This is a genomic window from Hymenobacter mellowenesis (assembly GCF_030581005.1).
Classification (GTDB): Bacteria; Bacteroidota; Bacteroidia; order Cytophagales; family Hymenobacteraceae; genus Hymenobacter; species Hymenobacter mellowenesis.
Map to the genome: position 1 here is coordinate 377,630 of NZ_JAUQSX010000005.1, position 23,723 is coordinate 401,352.

Consider the following 23,723-nt stretch of genomic DNA (forward strand, 5'->3'; position numbering starts at 1 on the left):
GGTTAAAACCACGAAGCCGCTCAGCCAATTATCAGGCCAACGGAACGGCCCGCGCCGGGCCGTGGTTCAACACTCTTGCGGCTAAATCAATCCCGTAACGCGAACTTTGCGGTTCTGGTCCCGCAGTGGAGCGAAATCAGCCCGAAAATCGACCTGGCCAGGGAATTCATCGACGGCGAGGCGGCCGGAATTTGGTCGGCTCCAGCATGGAGCCGCTGCTTTCCGCAAGCGCGGCTTCGGCCCTTCCAGCTTTTATTTTTTGATATTACTATGGCCTCCCCCGCGCATCCCATCATCCTCGCCATCGAATCTTCCTGCGATGACACCGGCGCGGCCGTGCTGGCCGGCGGCCAGCTGCTGAGCAACGTGGTAGCCACCCAGAAAGTCCACGAGCAGTACGGCGGCGTGGTGCCCGAGCTGGCCTCGCGGGCGCACCAGCAGCACCTGCTGCCCGTCGTCACGGCCGCCCTCAAGGAAGCCGGCCTCACCAAAGCCGACCTCGACGCCGTGGCCGTGACGCAGGGACCGGGCCTGCTGGGTTCCTTATTAGTAGGGGGGATGTTTGCCAAAACGCTGGCGCTGGCGCTCGACAAGCCGCTACTGGCCGTAAACCACATGCGGGCCCACATCCTGGCCCACTTCATCCGTGAACCCAAGCCGAATTTCCCCTTTTTGTGCCTCACCGTGAGCGGCGGGCACACGCAACTGGTAGTAGTGAAGTCGGCCCTGGAAATGGACGTTATCGGCCAGACCATCGACGATGCCGCTGGCGAGGCCTTCGACAAAACCGCCAAGCTACTCGGCCTGCCGTACCCCGGCGGCCCGCACCTCGATAAGCTGGCCCGCCAGGGCAACCCCGAGCGGTTTGCCTTCCCCGTGGGCGCCATGCCGGGCTACGACTTTTCCTTCAGCGGCCTGAAAACTTCGGTGCTCTACTTCCTGAAAAAGGAAACCGCCACCAACCCCAATTTCGTGCAGGAAAACCTGGCCGACCTCTGCGCCAGCATTCAGTACACCATTGTGGCCACGCTGCTCCGCCAGCTGCGCCGCGCCGCCGCCGACACCAGCCTCACGCAAGTGGCCCTGGCCGGCGGCGTGGCCGCCAACTCCGGCCTGCGCACCGCACTGGAGGCCGAAGCCACCGCCCAGGGCTGGCAGGTGTTCATTCCGGAGTTCCAGTTTTGCACCGACAACGCCGCCATGGTGGCCATGACGGCGCACTTCCAATACGAAGCCGGTGACTTCGCCGACCAACTCAGCAGCCCCAACCCGCGCCTGAAGCTGACGTAGGCACCGAATACAGAACGTCATGCTGAGCGCAGCCGAAGCATCTCTACCGCCGAAGTAATCCATTTTACTATCGCGGTAGAGATGCCTCGACTGCGCTCAGCATGACGTTCTTTTTAAAAGCCCGCGTGCAAAGAAGCCTACCTTTGCCGCCCCATCCGCCGCCGTTAGCCTAGCAACTGACAACGAGCAACTGACAACCAGCCCAATGGCCAAAGAAGCTAAACCTGTCATCATCAACATCAAAAACCGCCGCGCCAGCCACGAATACTCCTTCCTGGCCAAGTACGACGCGGGCGTGATGCTGCAAGGGACCGAAATAAAAAGCATCCGCGAAGGCAACGTGAACCTGACCGACGGCTACTGCACCTTCGACCAGCGCGGCGACCTCTGGATTCACAGCATTCGCATCGCGCCCTATTCTTTAGGTACTTACAACAACCACGACGCCATGCGCGCCCGCAAGCTCCTGCTCAACAAGCGCGAGCTGAAGCAGCTGGCCGGCAAGAGCGTGGACCAGGGCCTCACCATCATCCCCCTGCGCCTGTTCGTGACCGACCGCGGCTTCGCTAAAATCGAAATCGCCCTCGCCCAAGGCAAAAAGCTCTACGACAAGCGCAACGACCTCAAGGAAAAAGCCCAAAAGCGCGACATGGAGCGCATGTGAGTGTAGCGCGGGCTTCAGCCCGCAGTTCGAGAAAGCAGGAACTCAACCCGCGCCATTGCCTTTCTTTGCACCTACGGTTGGCTATTCAGTCTAATATTTATTTCCCCTGCGGGCTAAAGCTCGCGCTACTGTATTGAACCCTGGCATCTGCGCCCTGAGCGCCGTCCCCGTCCGCGCCGAGCCCAACGACCGGGCCGAACTCGTCACCCAGCTACTATTTGGCGAGTGCTACCAGATTCTCGTCACCGAAGGCAACTGGCTGCAAATCCAACTTGCTGCCGATGACTACGTGGGCTGGATGGACATCAAGCAGCACACGCCCGTGACGCCGGAGTACCTGATGGCCTGGAAGGCGCAGGACCACCCCCGCGCCCTTGATGTGGTGCAGGCCGTGAGCGACGCCACCACCAAAATTCCGCTCACGCTGGGCTGCCGCTTGCCATTTTTCGACGGCATGAACGTGCGCATCGGCGAGCGCACCTACTTCTACAACGGCACCGCCACTAATCCCACCGCCGCCCCCGATACCGCCCGTCAAGCCGCGCTGCTGCGCAAAATGGCCCTCGTGTACCTGAAAGCGCCCTACGTGTGGGGCGGCAAAAGCGTCTTCGGCCTCGACTGCTCTGGCTTGTGCCAGCAGCTCTACGGCCTGGTGGGCATCCAACTCCCGCGCGACGCTCGCCAGCAGATTGACCACGGCCGTACCGTCGATTTCGTGACGCAAGCCAAGCCAGGCGACCTTGCCTTTTTCGACAACGTCGAGGGCCGCATCGTGCACGTGGGCATGGTGCTCGACGAAGGCCAGATTCTGCACGCCCACGGTGAAGTGCGGATTGACCCGCTCGACCACAACGGCATCTTCAACCGCGACCGGCAGCGGTACAGCCACAAGCTGCGGCTGATAAAGCGCCTGCTGCCGGAGTAGGAGTGTAGCGTAGACTCTGCGAGTCCGCGCATTGCCGAGATGTTTGCCCAGGCGCGGACTCGCAGAGTCCACGCTACATGTCGTCCGGCTCGCCTTTCCACATGGTGATGCCTCAGCGCCGTGCTTTTTTAACATAAACGTAACCGCTGAACTTAACCCCCGCACGCTTGTTTATCTGCTCGGAAACCGCTAGCTTTCGGCGGGTTATCCGAGCCCAAAGCGTGTATGGACCAAAAAGTGTTAGTGCTGAATGGCGACTATACCGCCATCACCCTGTGCAGTGTGCAGAAGGCGTTCGTGCTCCTTTTTCTCGATAAAGCCGAGATGGTAGCCAAGTCCGATGGCACGCTCCGCACAATTTCGCAAGCTTACCCCAAGCCGAGCATCATCCGCTTGCAGCGCTACGTGCGTGTGCCCTACAAGGGCATTGCCTTGAGCCGTCACAACATCTTCAAGCGCGACCATTTCGAGTGCCAATACTGCGGCTCGACCAAAAATCTCACGCTCGACCACGTCATGCCCCGCTCCCGGGGCGGAGAATCTTCGTGGACCAACCTGCTCACGGCCTGCGCCCGCTGCAACCACGCCAAAGGCCACCACACGCCCAATGAGGCGGGTTTAACCATCCGGCAGCAGCCCAAAAAGCCCACTTTGGCAGGCTTCCTCAAGCTCTCGGCCGGCACGATTGACCAGAACTGGCACGCGTACCTGAATTAAGTTCTGCCGTATAGGGTTGGGTGGGGGTACCTTTGACCATAACACACCCCCAACTCTTGCCTATGGCCCTGCCCAAGTTCGCTGCAACCCGCTCGTTTCACACCGAGCTCAAAACCCGTATAAATCACTATTTCGAGGAATCGGGGCAGCGGATGACAGGTGACACCAGCCTCATCTTCAAGGGCGTACTGCTCGTGAGTGTGATGGCCGCCCTTTACGTGCATCTGGTGTTTTTCACGCCAGCTTGGGGCTGGGCCCTGCTCGAATGCGCTCTGCTGGGCTGCGTTATCGCCGCCATCGGCTTCAACGTGATGCACGACGGCGCACATGGCAGTTTCTCACGTTTTGCCTGGGTCAACAAGCTGGCCGCCTACACGTTGGGCGTGCTTGGCGGCAGCCCCTACATGTGGAATTCCAAGCACAACCTCATCCACCACACCTACACCAACATCGAGGGCCACGACGACGATATCAACATCCAGCCCTGGATGCGCATGACGCCCGACCAGCCCAAGCACGCCTTGCACCGCTACCAGCACTTCTATTTCTGGGCCCTCTACTGCATGCTCTACACGTCCTGGATTTTCGCCATGGACTACCAGAAGTACTTCTCCCGCCAAATCGGTGCCATCGGCCTCAAGCCAATGAACACGGGCGAGCACGTGAGCTTCTGGGGCTTCAAGGCGCTGAATCTATTGCTTTACGTAGCTCTGCCTATTTACATGGTCGGCTTCTGGCCGTGGTTTGCCGGCTTCATGCTGAGCACCGCCGTCGCTGGTCTCGTGCTCAGCATGGTGTTCCAACTCGCCCACACCGTGGAGGACGCGGCTTTCCCGGTGCCCCACGCCATCACCCACAAGCTTGAAGACGAATGGGCCATTCACCAGGTGCGCACCACTGCTAATTTCGCTACTGACAATAAAGTGGTTAGCTGGCTGGTTGGTGGCTTGAACTTCCAGATTGAGCACCACCTGTTTCCCAAGATTTCGCACGTGCACTACCCCGCCATTAGCAAGATTGTGCAGCAGGTCTGCGCTGAGTTTGATATTACCTACAACAACTACGCCCGTACCCGCACGGCTATGCTGTCGCACGTGATGTACCTGCGTCAGATGGGCCGCGCTGCTTAAGGCAGAAAGCATCAATATATTACAGCCAACGGGCAGGAAGCAGGTACGGATATCGTTCGCCTGATTTCTGCCCGTTGGCCGTTTATTTGGGCTTATGAAAAGTCTCCTTCGTGCAATGCCTTTGGGCCTCAGTCTGCTGGCCGCCTGCCACTCCGATACCAAAACGACGCAAACGGCCACCACCAGTGATACCCCGCCCGTCGCGGCCGACGCAGCTTCCCCGGCCCTGACCGACTCGCCCGGCGCCTACTACCGCCAATACCGCGGCCTGCTGCCCGGCACCGCCGACACCATCACCCTGAACCTGACCGTGGCCCCGCGCCGCAGCGACGACACCGAGCTGGCCGGCGCTTTCGGCAGCTACCACGGAGCCGATGGCCATCCCTACGAGCTGGCCAGCAAGCCCACCCCGGCCCCCGACAGTGTCCTGCTCTTCGACGTGAGCCCGGAAAAGGCCGACAACCAGCGCGAGGGCGCCAACTGGCGCCTGCGCCGCCAAGGCACCGAGCTAACGGGTACCTACAACGGTCAGCCCCTGCAGTTGCGCGAGGTGCAACCAGACGGCAGCCTGCCGTTGGTGGTGCGCTACTACGCCGATTCCATCGTGGCCTTTCCCGGCGTGGCCAAGTCGCCGGCCGCGCACCTGAGCTTGCAGGTGCTGCTGCCAAAAGCAGGGTCCACACCTCTGGCCGAAAACATCATGCGCGACCTGCGCGGCGATACTTTGCCCAATCTGGCTGTGTCGCAGTTTCCGCAATTTTGGGCGAAGCAGCGCGCCGATTACCAGAAGTCGTACCGGGCCGACGCCGAAGAAGGCCGCAAAAGCCTGCGCGGTGCCTCCGACGACCTGCCCTTCGGCTACGGCCTGAATTACGAAGACCAGCAATCAACCTACGTGCTCTGGAACCAAGGTTCGCTGCTCAGCCTGGGCTTCTATGGCTACAGCTTCACCGGCGGCGCCCACGGCAACTACGGCACCCTGGCCGCCACCTACGACACGCGCACCGGCCAGCGCCTGCGCTTCGCCGACATCTTCCGACCCAATTTCGAAGCCCAACTCAGCAAGCTTCTCGACGCAGCCGTGCGCCGCACCCTGCGCATCCCCACCACCCAGCCGCTAGAGGAAACCCTCTTCGTGAAAACCATGCCCGTCACCCACAACGTGTACCTCACCGGCGGCGGCGCGGTCTTCATCTACACGCCTTATGAAATTGCCTCCTACGCGCAGGGCGAAATCCCCGTCTTCGTGCCCATGGCCGAGTTGCAGCCATTGTTAAAGCTGCAGCCCGCTTCGTAGCCTTACAGGCCGAAATAGCAGCGCCCCGCCACAAAGACCATGTCTTCGCGACGGGGCGCCGTCATTAAACCGCTGGGCGACTATCGACCCACAAAGGCCAGCAGGTCAGCCGTCAACTTGTCCTTCTCGGTGAAGAACAAGCCGTGCGGCGCGCCTTCGTACACCTTCAGCTCGGCGCCGGAAATCATTTTGGCCGTGCGCTCCCCGCTCACCGGGAAAGGCACCGTCTGGTCCTTGTCGCCGTGAATGACCAGCGTCGGCACCGTCACTTTCTTCAGGTCGTCGCGGAAGTCGGTCCCTGAGAATGACGTCACGCAGTCGTCGGTCGCGTTGGGCGCGGCCAGCGTGGTCACGGTCTGGTTCCAGTTCAGCACCGCCTGGCTCACCGGGTGGCTGATAAGACTCTGGCCGTAGAAATCCTTGGCGAAGCCTTCGAGGAAGGCAAACCGGTCTTTGGCAATGCCCTCGTGCATCTGGTCGAACACCTTTTGGGGCACGCCGTTGGGGTTGTCGCCGGTTTGCAGCATGTAAGGTGTCACGGCACTCACGAAGGCCACGCGGGCTACTCGTGCCTGCCCGTAGTTGCCGATGTAGCGGGCAATTTCGCCGCCGCCCATCGAGAAACCTACCAGCGTCACGCCGGTAAGGTCAAGCTCCGTCAGCAGCGCGTTCAGGTCCGAGGCCAGCGTGTCGTAATCATAGCTGCCCCACGGGCGCGACGAGCGGCCGAAACCGCGCCGGTCGTAGGCAATTACGCGCTTGCCGGCCTTGGCCAGCGCCACCGCTTGGTGCTCCCACATGGTATGGTCGAGCGGCCAGCCGTGAATGAGCACCACCGGGGCGCCCTGCCCCCAGTCCTCGTAGAAAATATTGATGGGGTTGCCCGCCGTGTCGTTGCCTGCTTTGATATAAGCCATGCGTGAAAGAGAGTTTTGAGGTGAATGGTTACCGTTCTCCTTACGGGCGTGGCGTTGTACGGGGTTTGGTAAGGGGGTGTTAAGATTGTGGCCTACGGCAATTACAATGATGAATTTGCCGGAATATTGGCGGCGCAGCTTAACTTACATTTTATGAAAATACCACTTGTCATATGGCTGCTTCTATGCAGCATCGCGCCAGCCTTCTGCCAAGCAAGCTGGACTTTTCGACTTGGGTTCGTGCTGACCGATAAGCAAGGCCAGTCACTGAGTGTAGAAGACATTAGTTCAGGGAAATATCAGGTATTCATCGGTGGTGGTGGAACTACCTCTGACCGTGAGGGACTGTTCTATGCTGAAGGCCTCAGCCTATTCTATGCAATAGGTAGCTCTACTTGGCCAGGAGTAAGCATTGGTTTGGTCAATGGCCAAGACTCAACAATAGTGGAAACGCCAATTGGCAGCGAGAGACTGGTGCTGATGAATTGGCCCACTGAACCTGGAATTTATTCATTGAATGAACAGGATTTAGCCGATGTAAATAAATCGAAATCCATTTTGCTTTATCCAACAAAGTTTCATCAAGGTAATCGAGCATTATTTTCATTAACCGTACTGAACTGGAATACATTTCGCAGCACCCACGATGTTGACCGTTTGACTTGGAAAAAAGCCTTTATGCATAGCAACAAAGCACTAAAGCCACATCGGTAGGAACACCAGTTTACATCTTGCTAAACCGCCTGAAAACCCGTACCTTTGCGGCCCCGCCAAGGTGGCGGGCCTTGCGCCCTAACGGCAAGAGGTTCAAAAGCAACGGCGTAGCAGCCCGGGCTTCGGCCGCTGCGCTTTTACACAGAAGCCCGCGATACAAGTATGGCAACTGAATTAGTTGACGATTTTGATTGGGACAACGTTGGAGCGACCGGCTTCGGCGGCAACTATTCTTCGGACCAGCGCGCTGAGATGGAGAAAATGTACGGCGACACCCTGACGACCGTACAGGAAGAAGAAGTGGTGAAAGGCACCGTGGTAGGCATCACCGACCGCGACGTAATCCTGAACATCGGCTTCAAATCCGATGGTCTGGTGTCCATCACCGAATTCCGCGACCTGCCCGACCTGAAAATTGGTGACGAGGTGGAGGTGTTCATCGAAGACCAGGAAGACATCAACGGCCAGCTCATCCTGAGCCGCAAGAAAGCCAAAATCAAGCAGGCCTGGAAGGCTATTTACGATGCCCTCGAGCTGGATACCATCCTCGAAGGTGTAGTGAAGCGTCGTACCAAAGGCGGCCTCATCATGGAGCTCGACGGCGTGGAAGCCTTCCTGCCCGGCTCGCAAATCGACGTGAAGCCCATCCGCGACTTCGACATTTATGTTGGCCGTCGTATGGAAGTGAAAGTGGTGAAAATCAACTCCGCTTTCGACAACGTGGTGGTTTCGCACAAAGTACTCATCGAGAAAGACCTCGAGAAGCAGCGTGAGGCCATCCTGAACAACCTGGAGAAAGGTCAGATTCTGGAAGGCAACATCAAGAACATGACCAACTTCGGCGTGTTCATCGACCTCGGCGGTGTCGACGGTCTGTTGCACATCACGGACATCTCGTGGGGCCGCATCGCTCACCCGAGCGAAGTGCTGACTCTGGACCAGAAGCTGAACATCGTGGTATTGGACTTCGACGAAGCCAAGAAGCGTATTTCGCTGGGCTTGAAGCAGCTGACTCCCCACCCGTGGGATTCGCTGCCGGCCGACCTGCAGCCGGGCTCCAAAGTATCGGGCCGCATCGTGAACGTGGCCGACTACGGCGCGTTCATGGAAGTGGTACCCGGTGTGGAAGGCCTCATCCACGTGTCGGAAATGAGCTGGAGCCAGCACCTGCGCAACCCGCAGGACTTCATCAAGCAGGGCGACACGGTAGAAGCGCAGATTCTGACGCTCGACCGCGAAGACCGCAAGATGAGCCTCGGCATCAAGCAATTGACCGAAGACCCGTGGACCCGTGGCGACTTCGCCTCGACCTACGCCGTGGGCACCAAGCACAGCGGCACCGTGCGTAACCTGACCAACTTCGGCCTGTTCGTAGAACTGGAAGAGGGTGTGGACGGCCTCGTGCACGTGTCGGACCTGAGCTGGACCAAGAAAATCAAACACCCCTCCGAAATGGTGAAGGTGGGCGATAAGCTCGACGTAGTAGTGCTGGAACTGGACCTCGGCGCCCGTCGCCTGGCCCTGGGCCACAAGCAGCTGGAAGAAAACCCCTGGGATACCTTCCAGACGGTGTTCACCCCCGGCTCGGTACATAAGGCAACCATCACCGAGAAGTCGGAGCGTGGCGCGGTACTCGAATTGCCTTACGGCATCGAGGGCTTCGCTTACCCCAAATCGCTGGTGAAAGAGGACGGCACGACCGCCGAGAACGGTGAGTCGCTCGACTTCCGCGTAACGGAGTTCTCGAAGGACGACCGCCGCATTGTGCTCTCGCACACGGCTGTGTTCAACAAGGAAGCCGCCGCTGAGGACGACAGCCGCAACGCCAAGTTCAAGAAGAAAACCAACACCAAGGCTGGCGACACCCAGGGTGAAGGCAAAATCAGCGACCTGAAGAAGAACGACGAGAAGTCGACCCTCGGCGACCTCGACGCGCTGAGCGCTCTGCGCGACCAGATGATGGGCAATGAGCGCAAGGCTGGCGAGCAGAAACTCGCCGCCGCTGCCAAGGCTCCCAAGGCCGAAGCCGCTCCGAAAGCTGAAGAAGCTCCCGCTGCTGAGGCTCCGGCCGAAGGCGGTATCTTGGCCAGCATCAGCGGTGCCATCGACACCGTGAAGCACGCTGCTTCGGACGCTGTAGACGCCGTGACGAACTCGGACGCTTTCCACAAAGCTTCGGAAGTAGCCGGCGACCTCGTTGACAAAGCCAAAGGCCTGGTGGCCGGCGACGATGCCGACAAAAAAGACGACGAAGCCAAAGCCTAACCGCTTATCTTAGTTGCAGAAAGGAGCCCCGGCGTTTGCGCCGGGGCTTTTTTGTGCCGAAACCTTGCCTACGCCAAACTGCCTGCCTACCTTTGCGCTCCCAAAAGACCACAACGGTGACGTGACCGAGTGGCTAGGTAGAGGTCTGCAAAACCTCCTACAGCGGTTCGAATCCGCTCGTCACCTCTTCTTAATTGCTTGTTGCTGAGAGCCCCGACTGTTATGTTACAGTCGGGGCTTTTTTGTGCCCCAAAGCCGGTAACGGTTTTAGCGCTTTATTCTCGAAACAATTCGGCTGCATTGGCCGGAAATGCCGTACTTGCTTGCTAAGCGCCTTTTTTCACGGTTTATGAAGATAATTGACATCCGCACCATGCGCGGGCCCAGCTACTGGTCCGTGAAACACACCAAGCTCATTGTCTCGAAAGTGGACCTGGAGGAATTTGCGGGCACCTGGTCCAACGGCATTCCGGACTTTCCGGCGCAGTTCATGGCGCTGTTTCCCAAGATTGGGCAGCCGCAGCCGGGCGGCATCAGCGGCCGGCAGTCGCCCAAGCACGCGCCGCTGAACGAGGACCAACTCAACGACGGCGAGCCGCTGGGCCACGTTATTCAGCACGTGGCGCTGGAATTGCAGCGCCTAGCGGGCATGCCCGTGTATTGGGGCAAGAGCTACCCGGCCCGCGAGGAAGGGGTGGAGTACGTAGTGTTTGCCTACCAAGAGGAGCGGGCCGGCCGCCGCGCCGTGGAGTACGCCGTGGAAATCGTGGAAGCCCTGTGCCGGCAGCAACCGGTGGACCTGAAGCCCATCATCGATGAGCTGCACGAAATCCGGGAAGATGAGTTCATCGGGCCCAGTACCTATAGCATTGTGGCAGAGGCGGCCTCGCGCAATATTCCGTATATCCAGCTCAAGAACAGCAGCATCATTCAGCTGGGCTATGGGGTGAACCAGAAGCGCATCTGGGCCACTACCACCAGCTTCACCTCGCACGCCGGTGTGGAAGTGGCCGGCAATAAGAACCGCACCAAGGCCATGCTCAACGACGCGGGCGTACCCGTGCCGCGCGGCACTACGGTGTATTCGGAAAACGGGCTGCGCGACGCCATCGACGAGCTGGGCTTTCCCATCGTGACCAAGCCGCTCGACGGCAACCACGGCAAGGGTGCCACCATCCGCATCATGAACTGGGACGATGCCGTGGCGGGCCTCAAGGCCGCGCAGGAATACTCGCGCGCCGTGATTGTGGAGCAGTTTGTGGAGGGCTTCGACTTCCGCCTGCTGGTGGTGAACGGCAAGCTGATTGCAGCGGCCAAGCGCACGCCCGCCGCCGTGACCGGCGACGGCAGCAGCACCATTCAGCAGCTCATCGACAAGGTGAACGAGGACCCGCGCCGCGGCGTGGGCCATGAGAAGGTGCTCACGAGCATCAAGGCCGACAAGCACACGCTCGACATTCTGGAAGGCAAGGGCCTGACGCTGGAATCGGTGCTGCCGGCCGATGAAACGCTGTACCTCAAGAGCACGGCCAACATCAGCACCGGCGGCACCGCCACCGACGTGACCGACAACATGCACCCTTACAATGTGCTGCTGGCCGAGCGTGTGGCCGGTATCGTGGGGCTCGACATCTGCGGCATCGATTTGATGGCCACCGATATTGCCGTGCCGCTCAACGAAAGCCGCGGCGCCGTGATTGAGGTGAACGCCGCGCCGGGCTTCCGCATGCACATTGCGCCGGCCGAAGGGCTGCCCCGCAACGTGGCCGCCCCGGTGGTGGACATGCTGTTTCCGCCCGGCAGCACGGCCCGCATTCCGATTATCGCCATCACGGGCACCAACGGCAAGACAACCACCACGCGCCTGATTGCGCACATGGTGGCCAGCAAGGGCTACAAGGTGGGCTTCACGACCACCGACGGCATCTACATTCAGGGCGTGCAGCTGCAGAAGGGCGACTGCACCGGCGGCCAAAGCGCCGAGTTTGTGCTGAAAGACCCCACCGTGAACTACGCCGTGCTCGAAACCGCGCGCGGCGGCATGCTGCGCTCGGGCCTGGGCTTTCATACCTGCGACATTGCGGTGGTGACCAACGTGGCGGCCGACCACCTGGGCTTGCGCGACATCTACACGGTGGAGGAAATGGCGGCCGTGAAGGGCGTGCTGCCCCGCACGGTGCGCAAAAACGGCTGGGCCGTGCTCAACGCCGACGATGACCTGGTGTACGCCATGGCCCGCACCGTGGACTGCCGCGTGGCCCTGTTCAGCATGCGCGACGACAACCCGCGCATTCAGGAACACGTGGAGGCCGGCGGCGTGGCGGCTGTGTACGAGGAAGGCTACGTCACCATTTACCGCAACAGCTACAAGCTGCGCATCGACCGGGCCGCGGAGTTTCCCGTCACGCTGGGCGGGCGCGCGGGCTTCAACATTGAGAACAGCCTGGCCGCCGCGCTGGCCGGCTACCTGGCGGGGTTCGATAAAGATGAAATCAAGACGGCGCTGCGCACGTTCATCCCCTCGGCCACCAAAACACCGGGCCGGATGAACATCTATAAATTCCCGGACTTTGAAGTCGTAGTGGACTATGCCCACAACACGGCCGGCATTACCAAGTTCGCCGAGTTCATGGAGGCCACGCCGGCCACCCACAAAATCGGCATCGTGTCGGGCCTGGGCGACCGGCGCGACGAGGACACGCTGGGCTTCGCCCGCATCGCCGGTCGCATCTTCGACGAGGTGATTCTGCGCCAGGACCGGGACCTGCGCGGCAAGTCGGCCGAGTTCCTGCGCGACATCATGGAGCGCGGCCTGCGCCTCGACAAGCCGGATTTGAAAATCACCTACATCGAAAACGAGCCCGATGCCATCGACCACCTGCTGCAACACACGCCGCAGGGCGGCGTCGGCGTCATCTTCACCGAGAACATCAGCGCCACCCTGGCCAAGCTAGACGAGTTCGAGAAGACGAGTGCGGAGAGCTAGAGGCCGCTGTTAATCAAGTCGAAAGAGGGAGCAGGATTCGTCCGGCTCCCTCTTTGTATATTGCGTCCTGTCTGAAACCTCCATTTCCTTTCCTTTATGGTTAACTTTTCCTCTCTACCTCCCGCCGCGCTGGTTCGCACTCTGGTGGCTTTGTTTCTGTTGGCTCTGCGGTTCCCGGCGGCGGGTCAGGCACCGGCGTGGCAGTCGACGCGGGCGGTAGGGGTGGCTACGGCGACGGCCGGAACCAATTATTCGATAGTGTCGGCTTCAGCGACGGATGCAGTGGGGAATGTGTACATAGCGGGCTCCTTCACTAATACCGTAACGCTTGGCGGCACTATGCTGGTTAGTCTCGGAAATCGGGATGTTTTTGTGGCCAAATTCAGCCCGACTACTAACCAATTTGTGTGGGTTCAACAAGCCGGAGGGATAGGCAACGATTATCCTGGCATGCTGTCGGTGAGCGGTACGAGTGTCTACTTATCTGGCAGCTTCGATGGCCCCACGTCGAGCTTTGGCTCCGTTACCCTGACCAACGCGGGCGCTAATGCACGTACTTTAGACATTTTCGTAACTAAGTTAGCCGATACGGGCAGCTTCGTATGGGCGCAACAGGCTGGCGGTCCTGATTACGAACAGGCTAGCGCATTAGCTGTGAGCGGTACGAACATATACGTGGCGGGTTCTTTTAGAAGCTCTCAAGTAGGATTTGGCTCTACCACCTTAACTAACGCCAATAGAACCACTTTCGATATGTTCGTGGCTAAACTTGTCGATAATGGACCGACAGGCAGCTTTGCGTGGGCACAACGGGCCGGAGGAACAGACGAAGACCAAGCAACAGCCGTGGCAGTGCGTGGCTCAAACGTATACGTAGCAGGTTTTTTTAGAGGTGCCACAGCAGCATTTGGCTCTACCACCTTAACGAATGCAGGCGCAAGTATAAATTCTCATGATGTATTTGTTGCCAAGCTCATCGATGGCGGCAGCACGGGAAACTTCGTGTGGGCACAGCGTGCCGGAGGTACCGGTTATGACTTTGCCAACGCGTTAGCCGTGAACGGTACCGATATATACTTGGCTGGAAGTTTTGACCAAAACACAGCCAACTTCGGGAATATCATGCTGACAAGCGCTGGAAACTCTGACATATTCGTAGCCAAACTTACAGATGTTGGTAATGTAGGGAGCTTCATGTGGGCGCAAGGAGCTGGCGGCGTGGGTCCTGACGGAGCTAACGCTTTAGTTGTGAGAGGTAATAGTATATATATAGCGGGCGCTTTTCGGATTTCTTCGGCAAACATTGGCCTTACTAACCTAATGAATGCGGGCTATGATGACATATTTGTAGCCAAGCTTACCGATGCTGGCATTACTAGCAGCTTTGATTGGGCACAACGGGCGGGTGGTACGGGTTACGATGTGGGTACCGCACTGGCTGTGAGTGGAACGAATCTATATGTAGCAGGTAGCTTGGGTTATCCCACCGCCGACTTTGGCCCCATCACCCTCTCCAATATCTCGAATACCAGCTCATCCCTCGGCTTCCTCGCCTCCCTCACCGACCCCACCTTGACGGCCACCACGGCCGCCATTCCCCGCGAACCGGCCCAGCTTTTCCCCAACCCCGCCCACCACGCGGCCACCCTGCGCCTGCCCGCCGGCACCGCGCCCGCGCCCCTCACCCTCACCGATGCGCTAGGCCGCCCCGTGCGCCGCTACCTCGCCCCGGCCGGCCCCGAAACCGCGCTTGACCTGCGCGGCCTGCCCGCCGGCCTCTACCTGCTGCGTGGTGCCGGCCCGGCCCAGCGCCTGGCGGTAGAGTAAGGGACGGGAACCACACGGCACAAAAAAGCCGCTTCAGCAACTGAAGCGGCTTTTTGATTGAGGCTGCCTGAATAGTCCGATTACAAACGTCAGGAACCAGTCGAATCCGTTCTTATCCGTTAAATCTGCGATAATCTGCGGTTCAGACCTACTTCAGCGTGAAGGTGGTTTTGCCCATCAGCTGGCCGCTTTCATACAGCTCCACGGTGTGGAGTCCTTTTTTATATTCGGCGCCCTTGGCGTAGATGAATTCGAGCTTTTGCTTGGAGTTGTCGAACACCACGTCCTGCTTCTGGGTGTAGAAGGCCTCCTGGCCGTCGACGGTGAAGGTGCCTCCTCCCGTGCTCAGGTTGTATAGCGCGGCGCCGTCGGGCTCCAGAATGCGCATGTAGATGGCCTTGGTTTCCTTGGGCGACACGTCGTTGCGGGCCAGGTTGAAGGTCACTTTCACCTTCTCCACGCGCTTGGCTTTGAACTCCTCTTTGTCGTCCTCTTTCTCCTTGTTCTTGGAGGTGATGATGGCCACTTTGATGTTATCGGCTTGCAGGCGTGAGGCAATGCCCACCTTCTCGGTCAGCTCCTTATTGCTGCGCACTACGGTGCTGATGGTGTCGGCCAGCTTGTTTTGTTTCTCCTTGAGGGTGGTGGTTTCGGTGTAGAGCGTTTCGTTGTCCTTCTTCAGTTGGGCAATGTCGTCGTCCTTCTTCCGCAGCTGGCCTTCCAGGTTCTGGGCGCGCTGCTTGAACAGGTTTTGCTGGGCAATGGAGAAGCTGCCAGCCTTGAAGGAGCGCAGCTTCAGCAGGTCGGCATTCACGGCGGCGATTTTGGCCGTGAGCGAGTCGTTGCTCAGGCCCAGGGCTTGCAGCTCCTGGCTTTGACGCTCAAAATCGGCCTTCAGGGCTTCGTATTGCTTTATTTGCTCCTGCAGCTTGCTGTCTTTGGCTTTGACTTCGGTGGTTAGCACTTCGTTTTGCTGGCCCTTCTGCTGGTTGAGGTAGAACAGGACGCCGTTGATGCCGAGCAGCACCAGCACGAGGGCTACCCAGAGCAGGACGCGGCTATTATTGGAGCGGGGTTCGGGCGTTTCGTTAGGGTCCATGCGGGAATTGGTTAAGCGAGAAAAGCAAACGTAAAGCGAGGAGGCCTGCCGCAGTGCGGCGCGTACCTTCGCCGTAAAAATAGGGGACTTCCGGGCCCTGGCAAGTTTCTACTATACTTCAACGGCATGGAAACGGTTTTTCCAGACTTCGACGCTGCCTATTGGCAAGGTCGTTACGCCGCCGGGCGCGACGGCTGGGACGCCCACGCCATCACCCCGCCGCTACGGGCGTATTTCGACCAGCTCGACGTGGCCGCGCAGCCGCGCATCCTCATTCCCGGCGCCGGCCGCGCCTACGAGGCCGAGTACCTGCACCAGCGTGGGTTCCAACACGTTTTCGTGGCCGATATTGCCCCCGAAGCCCTGGCCGCGCTGGCCCAACGCGTGCCTGATTTTCCGGCCGAACACCTGCTGTTGGCCGATTTCTTCGCCCTGCCCAACGAGCCGGCCTACGATTTAATGGTGGAGCAAACGTTCTTCTGCGCCCTCAATCCCGCCCTGCGGCCCGCCTACGCCCGGCAGTGCGCCCACCTACTGCGGCCCGGCGGCACGCTCATGGGTCTGCTCTTCGATACCGATTTCGGACCGGTGCAGGAGCCGCCTTTTGGCGGCAGCCGGGAGGAATATCGCGCCTACTTTGAGCCGTATTTCGAGTTCCGGCATTTCGAAACGGCGACCAATTCGCTCCGGCCCCGGCAGGGGCGGGAGCTGTTTATTTGTTTGAAACGGAAATAACCGAACAATTCAGAACGTCATGCTGAGCGTAGCCGAAGCATCTCTACCGTGTAAGTAAATAAATTGCGTTGCGCGGTAGAGATGCTTCGGCTGCGCTCAGCATGACGTTCTTTCCACGACTCACGACTCACGACTCACTACTCACTACTCATCTCATGCTCCAGGCCCTCGCCAACACGCTTCCGCACTTCCGCCACACCAATTCCGGCCAGTTTTTCCTCATGGCCGGGCCCTGCGTCATCGAAGGCGAGGACATGGCCCTGCGCATCGCCGAGCGCATCAAGCGCATGACCGACAAGCTACAAATTCCCTACATCTTCAAGGGTTCGTACCGCAAAGCCAACCGCTCGCGCCTCGATTCCTTCACCGGCATTGGCGATGAAACGGCGCTGCGCATTCTGCAAAAAGTGGGGCGCGAAATTGGCGTGCCCACCGTGACGGACATCCACGAATCGAGCGAGGCGGCCTTGGCGGCCGAGTACGTCGACGTGCTGCAAATCCCGGCTTTCCTGTGCCGACAAACCGATTTGCTCATTGCCGCCGCTCAAACCGGCAAGGTCGTAAACGTGAAAAAAGGCCAGTTCCTGAGCGGTGAGGCCATGAAATGGGCGGTGGATAAAATCCGGCAATCCGGCAATCCGCACGTCATCCTCACCGAGCGCGGCAACTCCTTCGGCTACTCCGATTTGGTGGTCGACTTCCGTAACCTGCCCGCCATGCGCGAGTTCGAGGTGCCCGTGGTGATGGACGTGACGCACTCGCTGCAGCGCCCCAACCAGAGCAGCGGCGTGACCGGCGGCCAGCCCGCCCTCATCGAAACCATTGCCAAAGCCGCCATCGCCGTGGGCGCCGACGGCCTGTTTATCGAAACCCATCCCACGCCCGCCACCGCCCTCTCCGACGGCGCCAACATGCTGCCGCTCGACCAGCTGGAGGCGCTACTGGTGAAGCTCACGCGGGTGCGCGACGCCCTCCGGCCCATGCCCGGCATCGATACGCAAGGGTTAAACGCCTAACGCTGAGAAACCGGAATGCAGGAGTTTCGGCTATATAAGTCCCCCTGGAAAGCGCTGAAGCTGCTGGTAGGCTGCGCAGCCTTCGTGGCCATTGGCTGCCTGATGCTGAGCCGGCCCGATGCGCCGCAGGGCGTGGCCTGGATGAGCATAGTCTTTTTCGGGCTGGGGTTACTTGTCAGTCTCTTTCAGCTGCTCGACCGTCGGCCGCAAATAATTGTCAACGACGTTGGCGTGTTCGACCGGATGATGCACCACGAATTCATCAACTGGGAAATTATTCAGGACGTGTACCTGGCCGAGGTAAATAAGCAAACCTTCATCTGCCTAGTGGTGGACGAAGCATTCGAGCCCTCGCGGCGCAAAGGCAAGTTCAAGCAAGGCATGGCCAGTTTAAATAAGGGAATGGGCTTTCAGGAGCTGAACATTTCCCTGGGCTTCGTCAGCATCGACGCCTTCCGATTTGCGGAATTTATTCTGGCCATGTGCGGGGCCGCGCCGCCCGAGCGCGACGAGTTGGTCAGGAAAGCCATTGCCAACCTCTAGCATGCCCGGACTCGCAGAGTCCAGGCTACCATCAATCAGGTGCGCAGGTAGAAGTGCTGCTTGGGCTGGTTTTTTCGGAAGAAGACCAGCCCGATGTAGAACAAATCCACCGTCAGCGTCACCTCGGGGTGGGCTTTGATGGTTTCCCAGGCGCGCTCCATGTCTTCGGACCAGTGGATGTCGTCGAAGACGAACACCGAATGGTCGGCACGGTGGGCCAGGCACTGCTCGAAGTAGCGCAAGGTGGGCTCGTAGCGGTGGTTGCCGTCGAAAAAGGCGAAATCGATGGGAGCGGGGAGGGCCGCCAGAGCCGGGGCCAGGGTGTGGTCGATGTTGCCCTCGATGATATCAATATTGCGCAGCTGCAGCGCCGCGAAGGTTTCGCGGGCCACGCCGGCCACGTTTGGGCAGCCCTCGAAGGTGACGACGCGACTCCGGGAATCGGCCGAGGCCAGGTAGGCGGTGGTGAGGCCCAGCGAGGTGCCTAGCTCCAGAATAGTGGCCGGCCGGAAGTAGTTGGCCAGCCGAAACAGCAGCTGCGCCAGATGCGGCGGTTTGGCCGCCGTGCGGGCAATGTCGGTCACGCGGCGCTGACGGCCCGCGCCGGTGTGCGAGCCCGCCCCAAAATCGGTGACGCTGATGCTGCCCGGGCTGCTGAGCAACTGTTGCCGCCGCGCCTCTACGGCCGCGTAGGCCTTATAAAGGCCCGTGTGGCGCACCACCGAGGTGTAGAGGCCGAACACAAACGGCGAATGCAGCCCGTGGGCATTGCCCGAGCGAAGCCAGAAGCGGAGGTAAGCGAGGAGTTGAAACAAAATAGGTGTCGGTTGTTAGTTGTCCGTTGTCAGGCAAACACGACAACCACGCTACAAACTAACAACCGACAACGAGCAACTGACAACTAAACGCTAGTTCAGCCGGTACGGCACCATGAGGGTGAACTCGGGAATCTCAACCGTAAATTCCTGGCCGTTGGCCAGCCGCTCCATGAGGTAGGTGCCGCGCATCTTGCCCACGCCCGATTTCAGGTTGCAGCCGCTCACGTATTGGTGCGCCTCGCCGGGCTCCAGCACCGGCTGGCGGCCCACCACGCCCTCGCCCTCCACTTCGCGCACCACGCCGTTGGCGTCGTGAATGTGCCAGTGGCGGCGCAACAGCTTCACGGTGAACTCGCTGTTGTTGCGAATCTCAATCTTGTAGGCAAACACGAAATGCTCCTGGCCGGGGCTGGAGTAGTCGGGCAAGTAATTGGTCGTAACCGAAACGGTGACGCCTTGCGTAGTGGTGGTGGGCATAGGTGTCGGAACTAAGAGGGGCTGCGGGCGTAACAGCCGCCCGCCAAAATTGGTTTTACGCAAAAGCGGCCTTTCAACGCCGCAACTACCCGTTTATTTTTCTTCCCAATTTCAATGGTAAAGATAGCCGAAAGCTGGCGGCCGGTGCTGGCCAATGAGTTCGAAAAGCCCTATTTTCAGCGCCTAATCGCCTTTGTGAAAGGGGAGTACGCCACGGCCACGGTGTACCCGGCCGGCTCGCAGATATTCCATGCCTTCGACGCCACGCCGTTCGACAACGTCAAGGTCGTCATCTTGGGCCAAGACCCCTACCACGGCAAAAACCAGGCGCACGGCCTCTCGTTCTCGGTGCAGGACGGGCAGCGCACGCCGCCCTCGCTCCAGAATATTTTCAAGGAGCTGCAAACCGACATTCCCGGCACGCTGCCCGCCCCCAACGGCAACCTCGACCGCTGGGCCCAACAGGGCGTGCTGCTCCTCAACGCCACCCTCACCGTGCGCGCCGCCGAACCGGCCTCGCACCAGAAAAAAGGCTGGGAAGAATTCACCGACGCCGTCATCCGCAAGGTTTCGGAGGAAAAGGAGCACGTGGTGTTCATCCTCTGGGGGGCCTACGCGGGCAAAAAATCGGAGCTGATTGACGAGCGAAAGCACCTGGTGTTGAAATCGGTGCACCCTTCGCCCTACGCGGCCGACAAAGGATTTTTCGGCAGTAAGCCGTTTAGCAAAGCCAATTCCTGGCTGAAAAGCAAGGGGCTGGAACCGATTCAGTGGTAGGGTTTGGTGTCACCTGTCATTGCGAGTGAAGCGCGGTAGTCCGTCCTGTTCTCAGCGACTAGCCCAATGATGTGACAATGCTCAATAAAGTGAAAAGCCCCGGCACTGCGCAGTGCCGGGGCTTTCTGATAAAAGAACGTGCTTGGGTTTGACAGAACGGATTGCTTCGGCTGCGCCTTGCAAGGACAGGTGGCGCGGGCCGACGGGCTTTTTAATGGATGATATTAAACAGGCGGCTCCAGCGGATTTTGTGCCAGAAGTCGGCGTTGGGGTCTACCGAGAGCCAGATGAGGACGGCTTTGCCCACCACATGGTCTTCGGGCACGAAGCCCCAGAAACGCGAATCCTCGGAGTTGTGGCGGTTGTCGCCCATCATCATGTAGTAGTTCTGCTTGATTTTGTAGCTGGTCAGCTGCTTGCCGCCCTGGTAAATCATGCCGTCCTTGTTGTTCCAGGTCACGTTATCGTTGTGCTCGTAGCGGGCAATTATTTTGAAGTAGATGGCCGCATTGGCGGGGCTGAGCGTGATGGTCTGGCCTTTTTTCGGAATGGGCAACGGGCCGTAGCTGTCGAGGGTCCACTTGCGGGAAACGATGCTGGTGGCGTCGGAATTGGTAAAATCGGCCTTGTCGGGGAACAGCGGCGGCACGGGGGTGCGGTACACCTCCAGGGCCGACACGTAGGGTTGCTTGCGGAAATAGTCGGCCGTGGCCTGGGTGCAGCTGATTTTGTAGATGAACGAGCCGGGCTTGTCGCCGCTGCCCGCCGCCTGCGGCATGCCGCCGGGCATGGTGTAGTCCACCACGCCCTGGGCGCGCAGGGCGGCCGTCACCTCGTCGTTGGGGTTGTCAATCTGCAGCAGGTAGTCGGTTTGCAGGCCGGGCGCGTTCTCGCCGGGCTTGCCGTTGAGGAACACCTGGCCGTTGCGGATTTCCAGGGTGTCGCCGGCCACGGCCACGCAGCGCTTGATGTAGTTGGTGCGCAAATCGGCCGGGTACTGCGTTTCGTGGGGCACATGGAACACCACCACATCGTTGCGCTTGATTTCGGAGAAGCCCGGCAGGCGGTAGGTGGGCAGCTGAATCAGCTCGGAGTAGCTCTGCAGGCCCGTGCCCCAGATGGTTTGGTGCGTGAGGGGCACCTGCAACGGCGTTTGGGGCGTGATGGGGCCGTAGTGCAGCTTGCTCACAAACAGGTAGTCGCCCACCAGCAGGGAATTTTCCATGCTGGGCGAGGGAATGGTGTAGGCCTCAAACGTGGCCCAACGGATGAGCGTGGCCGCCACAATGGCAAAAATCAGCGAATCGGCCCACTCGCGGGTTTTGGTTTTGGGCGGCTTGGGGGGAGCGGTGGGGTCGGTTTTGAGCAAAGACATGGAGAAGCAAGCTTGGGCTTGGCAATTTAAAATCAGGCAAAGAAACGGCGGGAGTTGCGAGTCCGGCGCCACCACCGCTTCAATTGTGACCTGCGAGAAGCCAGCAAGAGAAAAAGAATGTTGACGCCCGCTCCCGTCATGCAAATAACGGCCGTGCGGCGGCTCGCGGCTTGCACTTCGTGAAAATCTAACAGCACCCGCCCGTGCGCCTCCAAATGAATCAGGTCAATCGAGCTTCGGCTGCTCGGTAGCCCGCGCGGGCTGTAGAAAGCCGTGATGGAATCGCCGGGCTGCACGTATTTCACAACGTCGGGAATAGCGGGCTCGTAGCGTACCGGAATAAGAAAAACGAAAGGCTGATTCTGAAGCCTGATTTCCAGCTCATAGTGCACCGTGTTTCCGCGGCTTCTTGCCTGGTTTCTGGTCAGCGACAGCACCGTGCCGGCTACCAGGCGCTGCTCATGCAGTGCCTGATGGGAAAGCCAGAGGCTGAAGCCGCCCACGGAGAGTAAAATTGCGGCCAACAAGGCGCCCAACGCGAGTTTCACGCTATCCACCCGGCCGCTTCTACAACCCCAGCAGCTCTTTCATGCCAAACACGCCCGCGCGGCCGGGCAGCCACTCGGCCGCCAGCAACGCGCCCAGCGCGAAGCCCTCGCGGCTGTGGGCCGCGTGCGTGAGCTCCAGCGTGTCCACATCGGAGGTGTAGGTGACAATGTGCGTGCCCACCGCGTCGCCGGTGCGCTCACTGATGATGGCCAGCTCGGCCGGTGACTCGGCCGGGGCGTTGCGCCAGGTGGCTTTGGCGGGGAAGTGCCGCATAATGCATTCGGCCGTGGTGAGGGCCGTGCCGCTGGGCTGGTCGATTTTCTGGGTGTGATGAATTTCGCGCACGGCCACGTCGTAGCCGCCGAACTGGTTCATTTTGGCCGCGATGTACTCGTTGAAGTGGAAAAACAGGTTCACGCCCACGCTGTAGTTAGATGCGTAGAACAGGCTGCCACCCAGCTCTTTCGTCAAAGCCGTGGCTTCCTCAAAATGGTGCAGCCAGCCCGTGGAGCCGCACACTACCGGCAGGCCTTGGCGCAGGCAAGCCGCCACGTTGCCAAAGGCCGAATCGGGGTGCGTGAACTCGATGGCCACATCGACGGTGGCGGGGGTAAAGTCGGCAATGGTGGCCGGGCTGGCGTGCAGGTCCACAATGCCGGCAATTTCGTGGCCGCGCTGGGCGGCCAGGGCGCCAATGGTCTGGCCCATTTTGCCGTAGCCGATGAGGAGAATTTTCATGTAGTTGTCCGTTGCTTGTTGTTAGTTGTCAGGTTATTCAACCGGCAGTTCGGACTAACAACTGACAACTAAAAAACTATTTCACCCGCAATGCGAAAGACAGGCCCGGGGCCGTGGGCAGCCCCAGCGCCTGGCCGGGTACCGGCAGCAGGGCCGGCTCCCAGTGCAGGCTGAGGTCGTCGCTCACGTCGAAGTCCCGTAAGTGGGCATCCACCAGCGCGTCCACCACCTGCAGGCCGTAGGCGAGGCCGCAGTAGAGGTAGAACAGGTCGCGGTTGCCGCGGTAGAAAACGACGCCACTTTTGATGCCCTCGGCCGTGTTGTAGAGCCGGGCCTGCGGGCCCAGCGCATCGGTGCGCAGCAATTTGGGGTTTTCGGTAACAAGCTTATAGGCCTTAACAAACTCGTTGAAGCGCATCTGGTAGAAAACCTCGGCCCCGACCACGCCGCCCAGCGCCCCGTACACGAGCGGCAGCTTCCAGTAGCGGCGGTTGTAAATCTGGCCCGCGCCGGGCAAAATGGCTGCCAGCAGCGCCGCCTTGCCCGGTCGCGTGAGGCGGATGCCCTTGTAGCCAAAGGCCCGGAACATGTGTTCGGTGCGCTTGGCCGAGTCGGTGGCGGCTTTCTGGCGCTTGGCGGCGGGCGTCACCACCACTTCGCGGCGCTCGGTGGTGTCGGCCAGAATTTTGGCGGGGTCGACGGGCGTGGTGCTGGGCGAAAACACCTGTGCCCGACCCACCGGCCCGGCCAGCAGCAAACCCAGGCCCAGCAGCACCGCCGCGATAAAGGAATACGATTTGTTCATAGGAAACCCGCTAACGGAAAAAGGCGGATTTTTAGCGTGTTGCAAAGTGGGCCGCCGTG

Annotated in this window: 22 protein-coding genes and 1 tRNA gene; 15 read left to right on the top strand and 8 right to left on the bottom strand. The window is 59.8% G+C overall.

The features are described from left to right. Positions 1 to 270 precede the first annotated feature (270 nt). From tsaD to Q5H92_RS12235, 6 genes are all read left to right on the top strand, one after another. Complete coding sequence (gene tsaD / locus Q5H92_RS12210) at positions 271 to 1,290, top strand: tRNA (adenosine(37)-N6)-threonylcarbamoyltransferase complex transferase subunit TsaD (RefSeq protein ID WP_305011808.1); 1,020 nt, start codon at positions 271 to 273, stop codon at positions 1,288 to 1,290. 205 nt (positions 1,291 to 1,495) lie between these two features. Then, positions 1,496 to 1,954: an SsrA-binding protein SmpB gene (gene smpB, locus Q5H92_RS12215; RefSeq protein ID WP_305011809.1), complete on the top strand. Its 459-nt coding sequence runs from the start codon at positions 1,496 to 1,498 to the stop codon at positions 1,952 to 1,954. 133 nt (positions 1,955 to 2,087) lie between these two features. Then, positions 2,088 to 2,879 (top strand): C40 family peptidase, encoded by a 792-nt coding sequence (locus Q5H92_RS12220; RefSeq protein WP_305011810.1) that lies wholly within the window; start codon positions 2,088 to 2,090, stop codon positions 2,877 to 2,879. Between the two features lie 225 nt (positions 2,880 to 3,104). Continuing rightward, positions 3,105 to 3,596, top strand: a complete 492-nt coding sequence (locus tag Q5H92_RS12225) for an HNH endonuclease (protein WP_305011811.1) — start codon at positions 3,105 to 3,107, stop codon at positions 3,594 to 3,596. A 62-nt stretch (positions 3,597 to 3,658) separates the two neighbouring features. Further along, positions 3,659 to 4,726, top strand: a complete 1,068-nt coding sequence (locus tag Q5H92_RS12230; protein ID WP_305011812.1) for a fatty acid desaturase family protein — start codon at positions 3,659 to 3,661, stop codon at positions 4,724 to 4,726. Between the two features lie 115 nt (positions 4,727 to 4,841). Continuing rightward, positions 4,842 to 6,023 (top strand): DUF3298 and DUF4163 domain-containing protein, encoded by a 1,182-nt coding sequence (locus Q5H92_RS12235; protein WP_305011813.1) that lies wholly within the window; start codon positions 4,842 to 4,844, stop codon positions 6,021 to 6,023. Positions 6,024 to 6,103: 80 nt separating this feature from the next. Here Q5H92_RS12235 and Q5H92_RS12240 read toward each other — a convergent pair whose 3' ends face one another. Further along, positions 6,104 to 6,940 (bottom strand): alpha/beta fold hydrolase, encoded by an 837-nt coding sequence (locus Q5H92_RS12240; protein ID WP_305011814.1) that lies wholly within the window; start codon positions 6,938 to 6,940, stop codon positions 6,104 to 6,106. A gap of 87 nt (positions 6,941 to 7,027) precedes the next feature. Here Q5H92_RS12240 and Q5H92_RS12245 point away from each other — a divergent pair, with 87 nt between their 5' ends. The 5 genes from Q5H92_RS12245 (at position 7,028) to Q5H92_RS12265 (ending at position 14,732) form a co-directional block, all read left to right on the top strand. Then, complete coding sequence (locus Q5H92_RS12245) at positions 7,028 to 7,654, top strand: hypothetical protein (RefSeq protein ID WP_305011815.1); 627 nt, start codon at positions 7,028 to 7,030, stop codon at positions 7,652 to 7,654. A gap of 162 nt (positions 7,655 to 7,816) precedes the next feature. Next, the gene (gene rpsA, locus Q5H92_RS12250) at positions 7,817 to 9,919 is read left to right on the top strand and encodes a 30S ribosomal protein S1 (RefSeq protein WP_305011816.1); all 2,103 of its coding nucleotides are present in this window, start codon (positions 7,817 to 7,819) and stop codon (positions 9,917 to 9,919) included. 115 nt (positions 9,920 to 10,034) lie between these two features. Further along, a tRNA-Cys gene (locus Q5H92_RS12255) sits at positions 10,035 to 10,105 on the top strand. A 163-nt stretch (positions 10,106 to 10,268) separates the two neighbouring features. Beyond that, positions 10,269 to 12,905 (top strand): cyanophycin synthetase, encoded by a 2,637-nt coding sequence (gene cphA / locus Q5H92_RS12260; RefSeq protein ID WP_305011817.1) that lies wholly within the window; start codon positions 10,269 to 10,271, stop codon positions 12,903 to 12,905. 1,473 nt (positions 12,906 to 14,378) lie between these two features. Further along, complete coding sequence (locus Q5H92_RS12265; protein WP_305011818.1) at positions 14,379 to 14,732, top strand: T9SS type A sorting domain-containing protein; 354 nt, start codon at positions 14,379 to 14,381, stop codon at positions 14,730 to 14,732. Between the two features lie 148 nt (positions 14,733 to 14,880). On the opposite strand, the gene Q5H92_RS12270 is transcribed toward Q5H92_RS12265, so the two are convergent. Continuing rightward, a complete protein-coding gene (locus Q5H92_RS12270) occupies positions 14,881 to 15,831 on the bottom strand; it encodes a DUF8428 domain-containing protein (protein ID WP_305011819.1) in 951 nt (316 codons plus the stop codon). A 126-nt stretch (positions 15,832 to 15,957) separates the two neighbouring features. Between Q5H92_RS12270 and Q5H92_RS12275 the strand changes: the two genes are divergently transcribed. From Q5H92_RS12275 to Q5H92_RS12285, 3 genes are all read left to right on the top strand, one after another. Beyond that, a complete protein-coding gene (locus Q5H92_RS12275; RefSeq protein ID WP_305011820.1) occupies positions 15,958 to 16,566 on the top strand; it encodes a methyltransferase domain-containing protein in 609 nt (202 codons plus the stop codon). 155 nt (positions 16,567 to 16,721) lie between these two features. Further along, positions 16,722 to 17,582: a 3-deoxy-8-phosphooctulonate synthase gene (gene kdsA / locus Q5H92_RS12280; RefSeq protein ID WP_305011821.1), complete on the top strand. Its 861-nt coding sequence runs from the start codon at positions 16,722 to 16,724 to the stop codon at positions 17,580 to 17,582. Positions 17,583 to 17,597: 15 nt separating this feature from the next. Beyond that, the gene (locus tag Q5H92_RS12285; RefSeq protein ID WP_305011822.1) at positions 17,598 to 18,125 is read left to right on the top strand and encodes an STM3941 family protein; all 528 of its coding nucleotides are present in this window, start codon (positions 17,598 to 17,600) and stop codon (positions 18,123 to 18,125) included. Positions 18,126 to 18,160: 35 nt separating this feature from the next. Here Q5H92_RS12285 and Q5H92_RS12290 read toward each other — a convergent pair whose 3' ends face one another. Both Q5H92_RS12290 and apaG read right to left on the bottom strand, forming a co-directional pair. Continuing rightward, the gene (locus Q5H92_RS12290; RefSeq protein WP_369811141.1) at positions 18,161 to 18,940 is read right to left on the bottom strand and encodes an O-methyltransferase; all 780 of its coding nucleotides are present in this window, start codon (positions 18,938 to 18,940) and stop codon (positions 18,161 to 18,163) included. A 93-nt stretch (positions 18,941 to 19,033) separates the two neighbouring features. Next, positions 19,034 to 19,420 (bottom strand): Co2+/Mg2+ efflux facilitator ApaG/CorD, encoded by a 387-nt coding sequence (gene apaG / locus Q5H92_RS12295; RefSeq protein WP_196291557.1) that lies wholly within the window; start codon positions 19,418 to 19,420, stop codon positions 19,034 to 19,036. 114 nt (positions 19,421 to 19,534) lie between these two features. Between apaG and Q5H92_RS12300 the strand changes: the two genes are divergently transcribed. After that, positions 19,535 to 20,197 (top strand): uracil-DNA glycosylase, encoded by a 663-nt coding sequence (locus Q5H92_RS12300; protein ID WP_305011823.1) that lies wholly within the window; start codon positions 19,535 to 19,537, stop codon positions 20,195 to 20,197. Positions 20,198 to 20,408: 211 nt separating this feature from the next. Here Q5H92_RS12300 and lepB read toward each other — a convergent pair whose 3' ends face one another. From lepB to Q5H92_RS12320, 4 genes are all read right to left on the bottom strand, one after another. Then, entirely contained in the window at positions 20,409 to 21,572 is a 1,164-nt protein-coding gene (lepB, locus tag Q5H92_RS12305; protein WP_305011824.1) for a signal peptidase I, read from the bottom strand. A 32-nt stretch (positions 21,573 to 21,604) separates the two neighbouring features. Then, entirely contained in the window at positions 21,605 to 22,120 is a 516-nt protein-coding gene (locus Q5H92_RS12310; RefSeq protein WP_305011825.1) for a hypothetical protein, read from the bottom strand. A gap of 19 nt (positions 22,121 to 22,139) precedes the next feature. Then, on the bottom strand, positions 22,140 to 22,859 hold the full coding sequence (gene dapB, locus Q5H92_RS12315; protein ID WP_305011826.1) for a 4-hydroxy-tetrahydrodipicolinate reductase: 720 nt from the start codon (positions 22,857 to 22,859) through the stop codon (positions 22,140 to 22,142). A gap of 76 nt (positions 22,860 to 22,935) precedes the next feature. Next, positions 22,936 to 23,664: a DUF5683 domain-containing protein gene (locus Q5H92_RS12320; RefSeq protein WP_305011827.1), complete on the bottom strand. Its 729-nt coding sequence runs from the start codon at positions 23,662 to 23,664 to the stop codon at positions 22,936 to 22,938. Between the last annotated feature and the right edge of the window lie 59 nt (positions 23,665 to 23,723).

Bases quoted from the DNA above. Each gene is read 5' to 3' on its own strand.
- Q5H92_RS12235 (WP_305011813.1), top strand. From the start codon at position 4,842: ATGCCTTTGGGCCTCAGTCTGCTGGCCGCCTGCCACTCCGATACCAAA.
- Q5H92_RS12320 (WP_305011827.1), bottom strand. From the start codon at position 23,664: ATGAACAAATCGTATTCCTTTATCGCGGCGGTGCTGCTGGGCCTGGGT.
- cphA (WP_305011817.1), top strand. From the start codon at position 10,269: ATGAAGATAATTGACATCCGCACCATGCGCGGGCCCAGCTACTGGTCC.
- Q5H92_RS12300 (WP_305011823.1), top strand. From the start codon at position 19,535: ATGGTAAAGATAGCCGAAAGCTGGCGGCCGGTGCTGGCCAATGAGTTC.
- rpsA (WP_305011816.1), top strand. From the start codon at position 7,817: ATGGCAACTGAATTAGTTGACGATTTTGATTGGGACAACGTTGGAGCG.
- Q5H92_RS12240 (WP_305011814.1), bottom strand. From the start codon at position 6,940: ATGGCTTATATCAAAGCAGGCAACGACACGGCGGGCAACCCCATCAAT.
- Q5H92_RS12270 (WP_305011819.1), bottom strand. From the start codon at position 15,831: ATGGACCCTAACGAAACGCCCGAACCCCGCTCCAATAATAGCCGCGTC.
- dapB (WP_305011826.1), bottom strand. From the start codon at position 22,859: ATGAAAATTCTCCTCATCGGCTACGGCAAAATGGGCCAGACCATTGGC.
- kdsA (WP_305011821.1), top strand. From the start codon at position 16,722: ATGCTCCAGGCCCTCGCCAACACGCTTCCGCACTTCCGCCACACCAAT.
- apaG (WP_196291557.1), bottom strand. From the start codon at position 19,420: ATGCCCACCACCACTACGCAAGGCGTCACCGTTTCGGTTACGACCAAT.
- Q5H92_RS12275 (WP_305011820.1), top strand. From the start codon at position 15,958: ATGGAAACGGTTTTTCCAGACTTCGACGCTGCCTATTGGCAAGGTCGT.
- Q5H92_RS12285 (WP_305011822.1), top strand. From the start codon at position 17,598: ATGCAGGAGTTTCGGCTATATAAGTCCCCCTGGAAAGCGCTGAAGCTG.
- tsaD (WP_305011808.1), top strand. From the start codon at position 271: ATGGCCTCCCCCGCGCATCCCATCATCCTCGCCATCGAATCTTCCTGC.
- smpB (WP_305011809.1), top strand. From the start codon at position 1,496: ATGGCCAAAGAAGCTAAACCTGTCATCATCAACATCAAAAACCGCCGC.
- lepB (WP_305011824.1), bottom strand. From the start codon at position 21,572: ATGTCTTTGCTCAAAACCGACCCCACCGCTCCCCCCAAGCCGCCCAAA.
- Q5H92_RS12225 (WP_305011811.1), top strand. From the start codon at position 3,105: ATGGACCAAAAAGTGTTAGTGCTGAATGGCGACTATACCGCCATCACC.
- Q5H92_RS12230 (WP_305011812.1), top strand. From the start codon at position 3,659: ATGGCCCTGCCCAAGTTCGCTGCAACCCGCTCGTTTCACACCGAGCTC.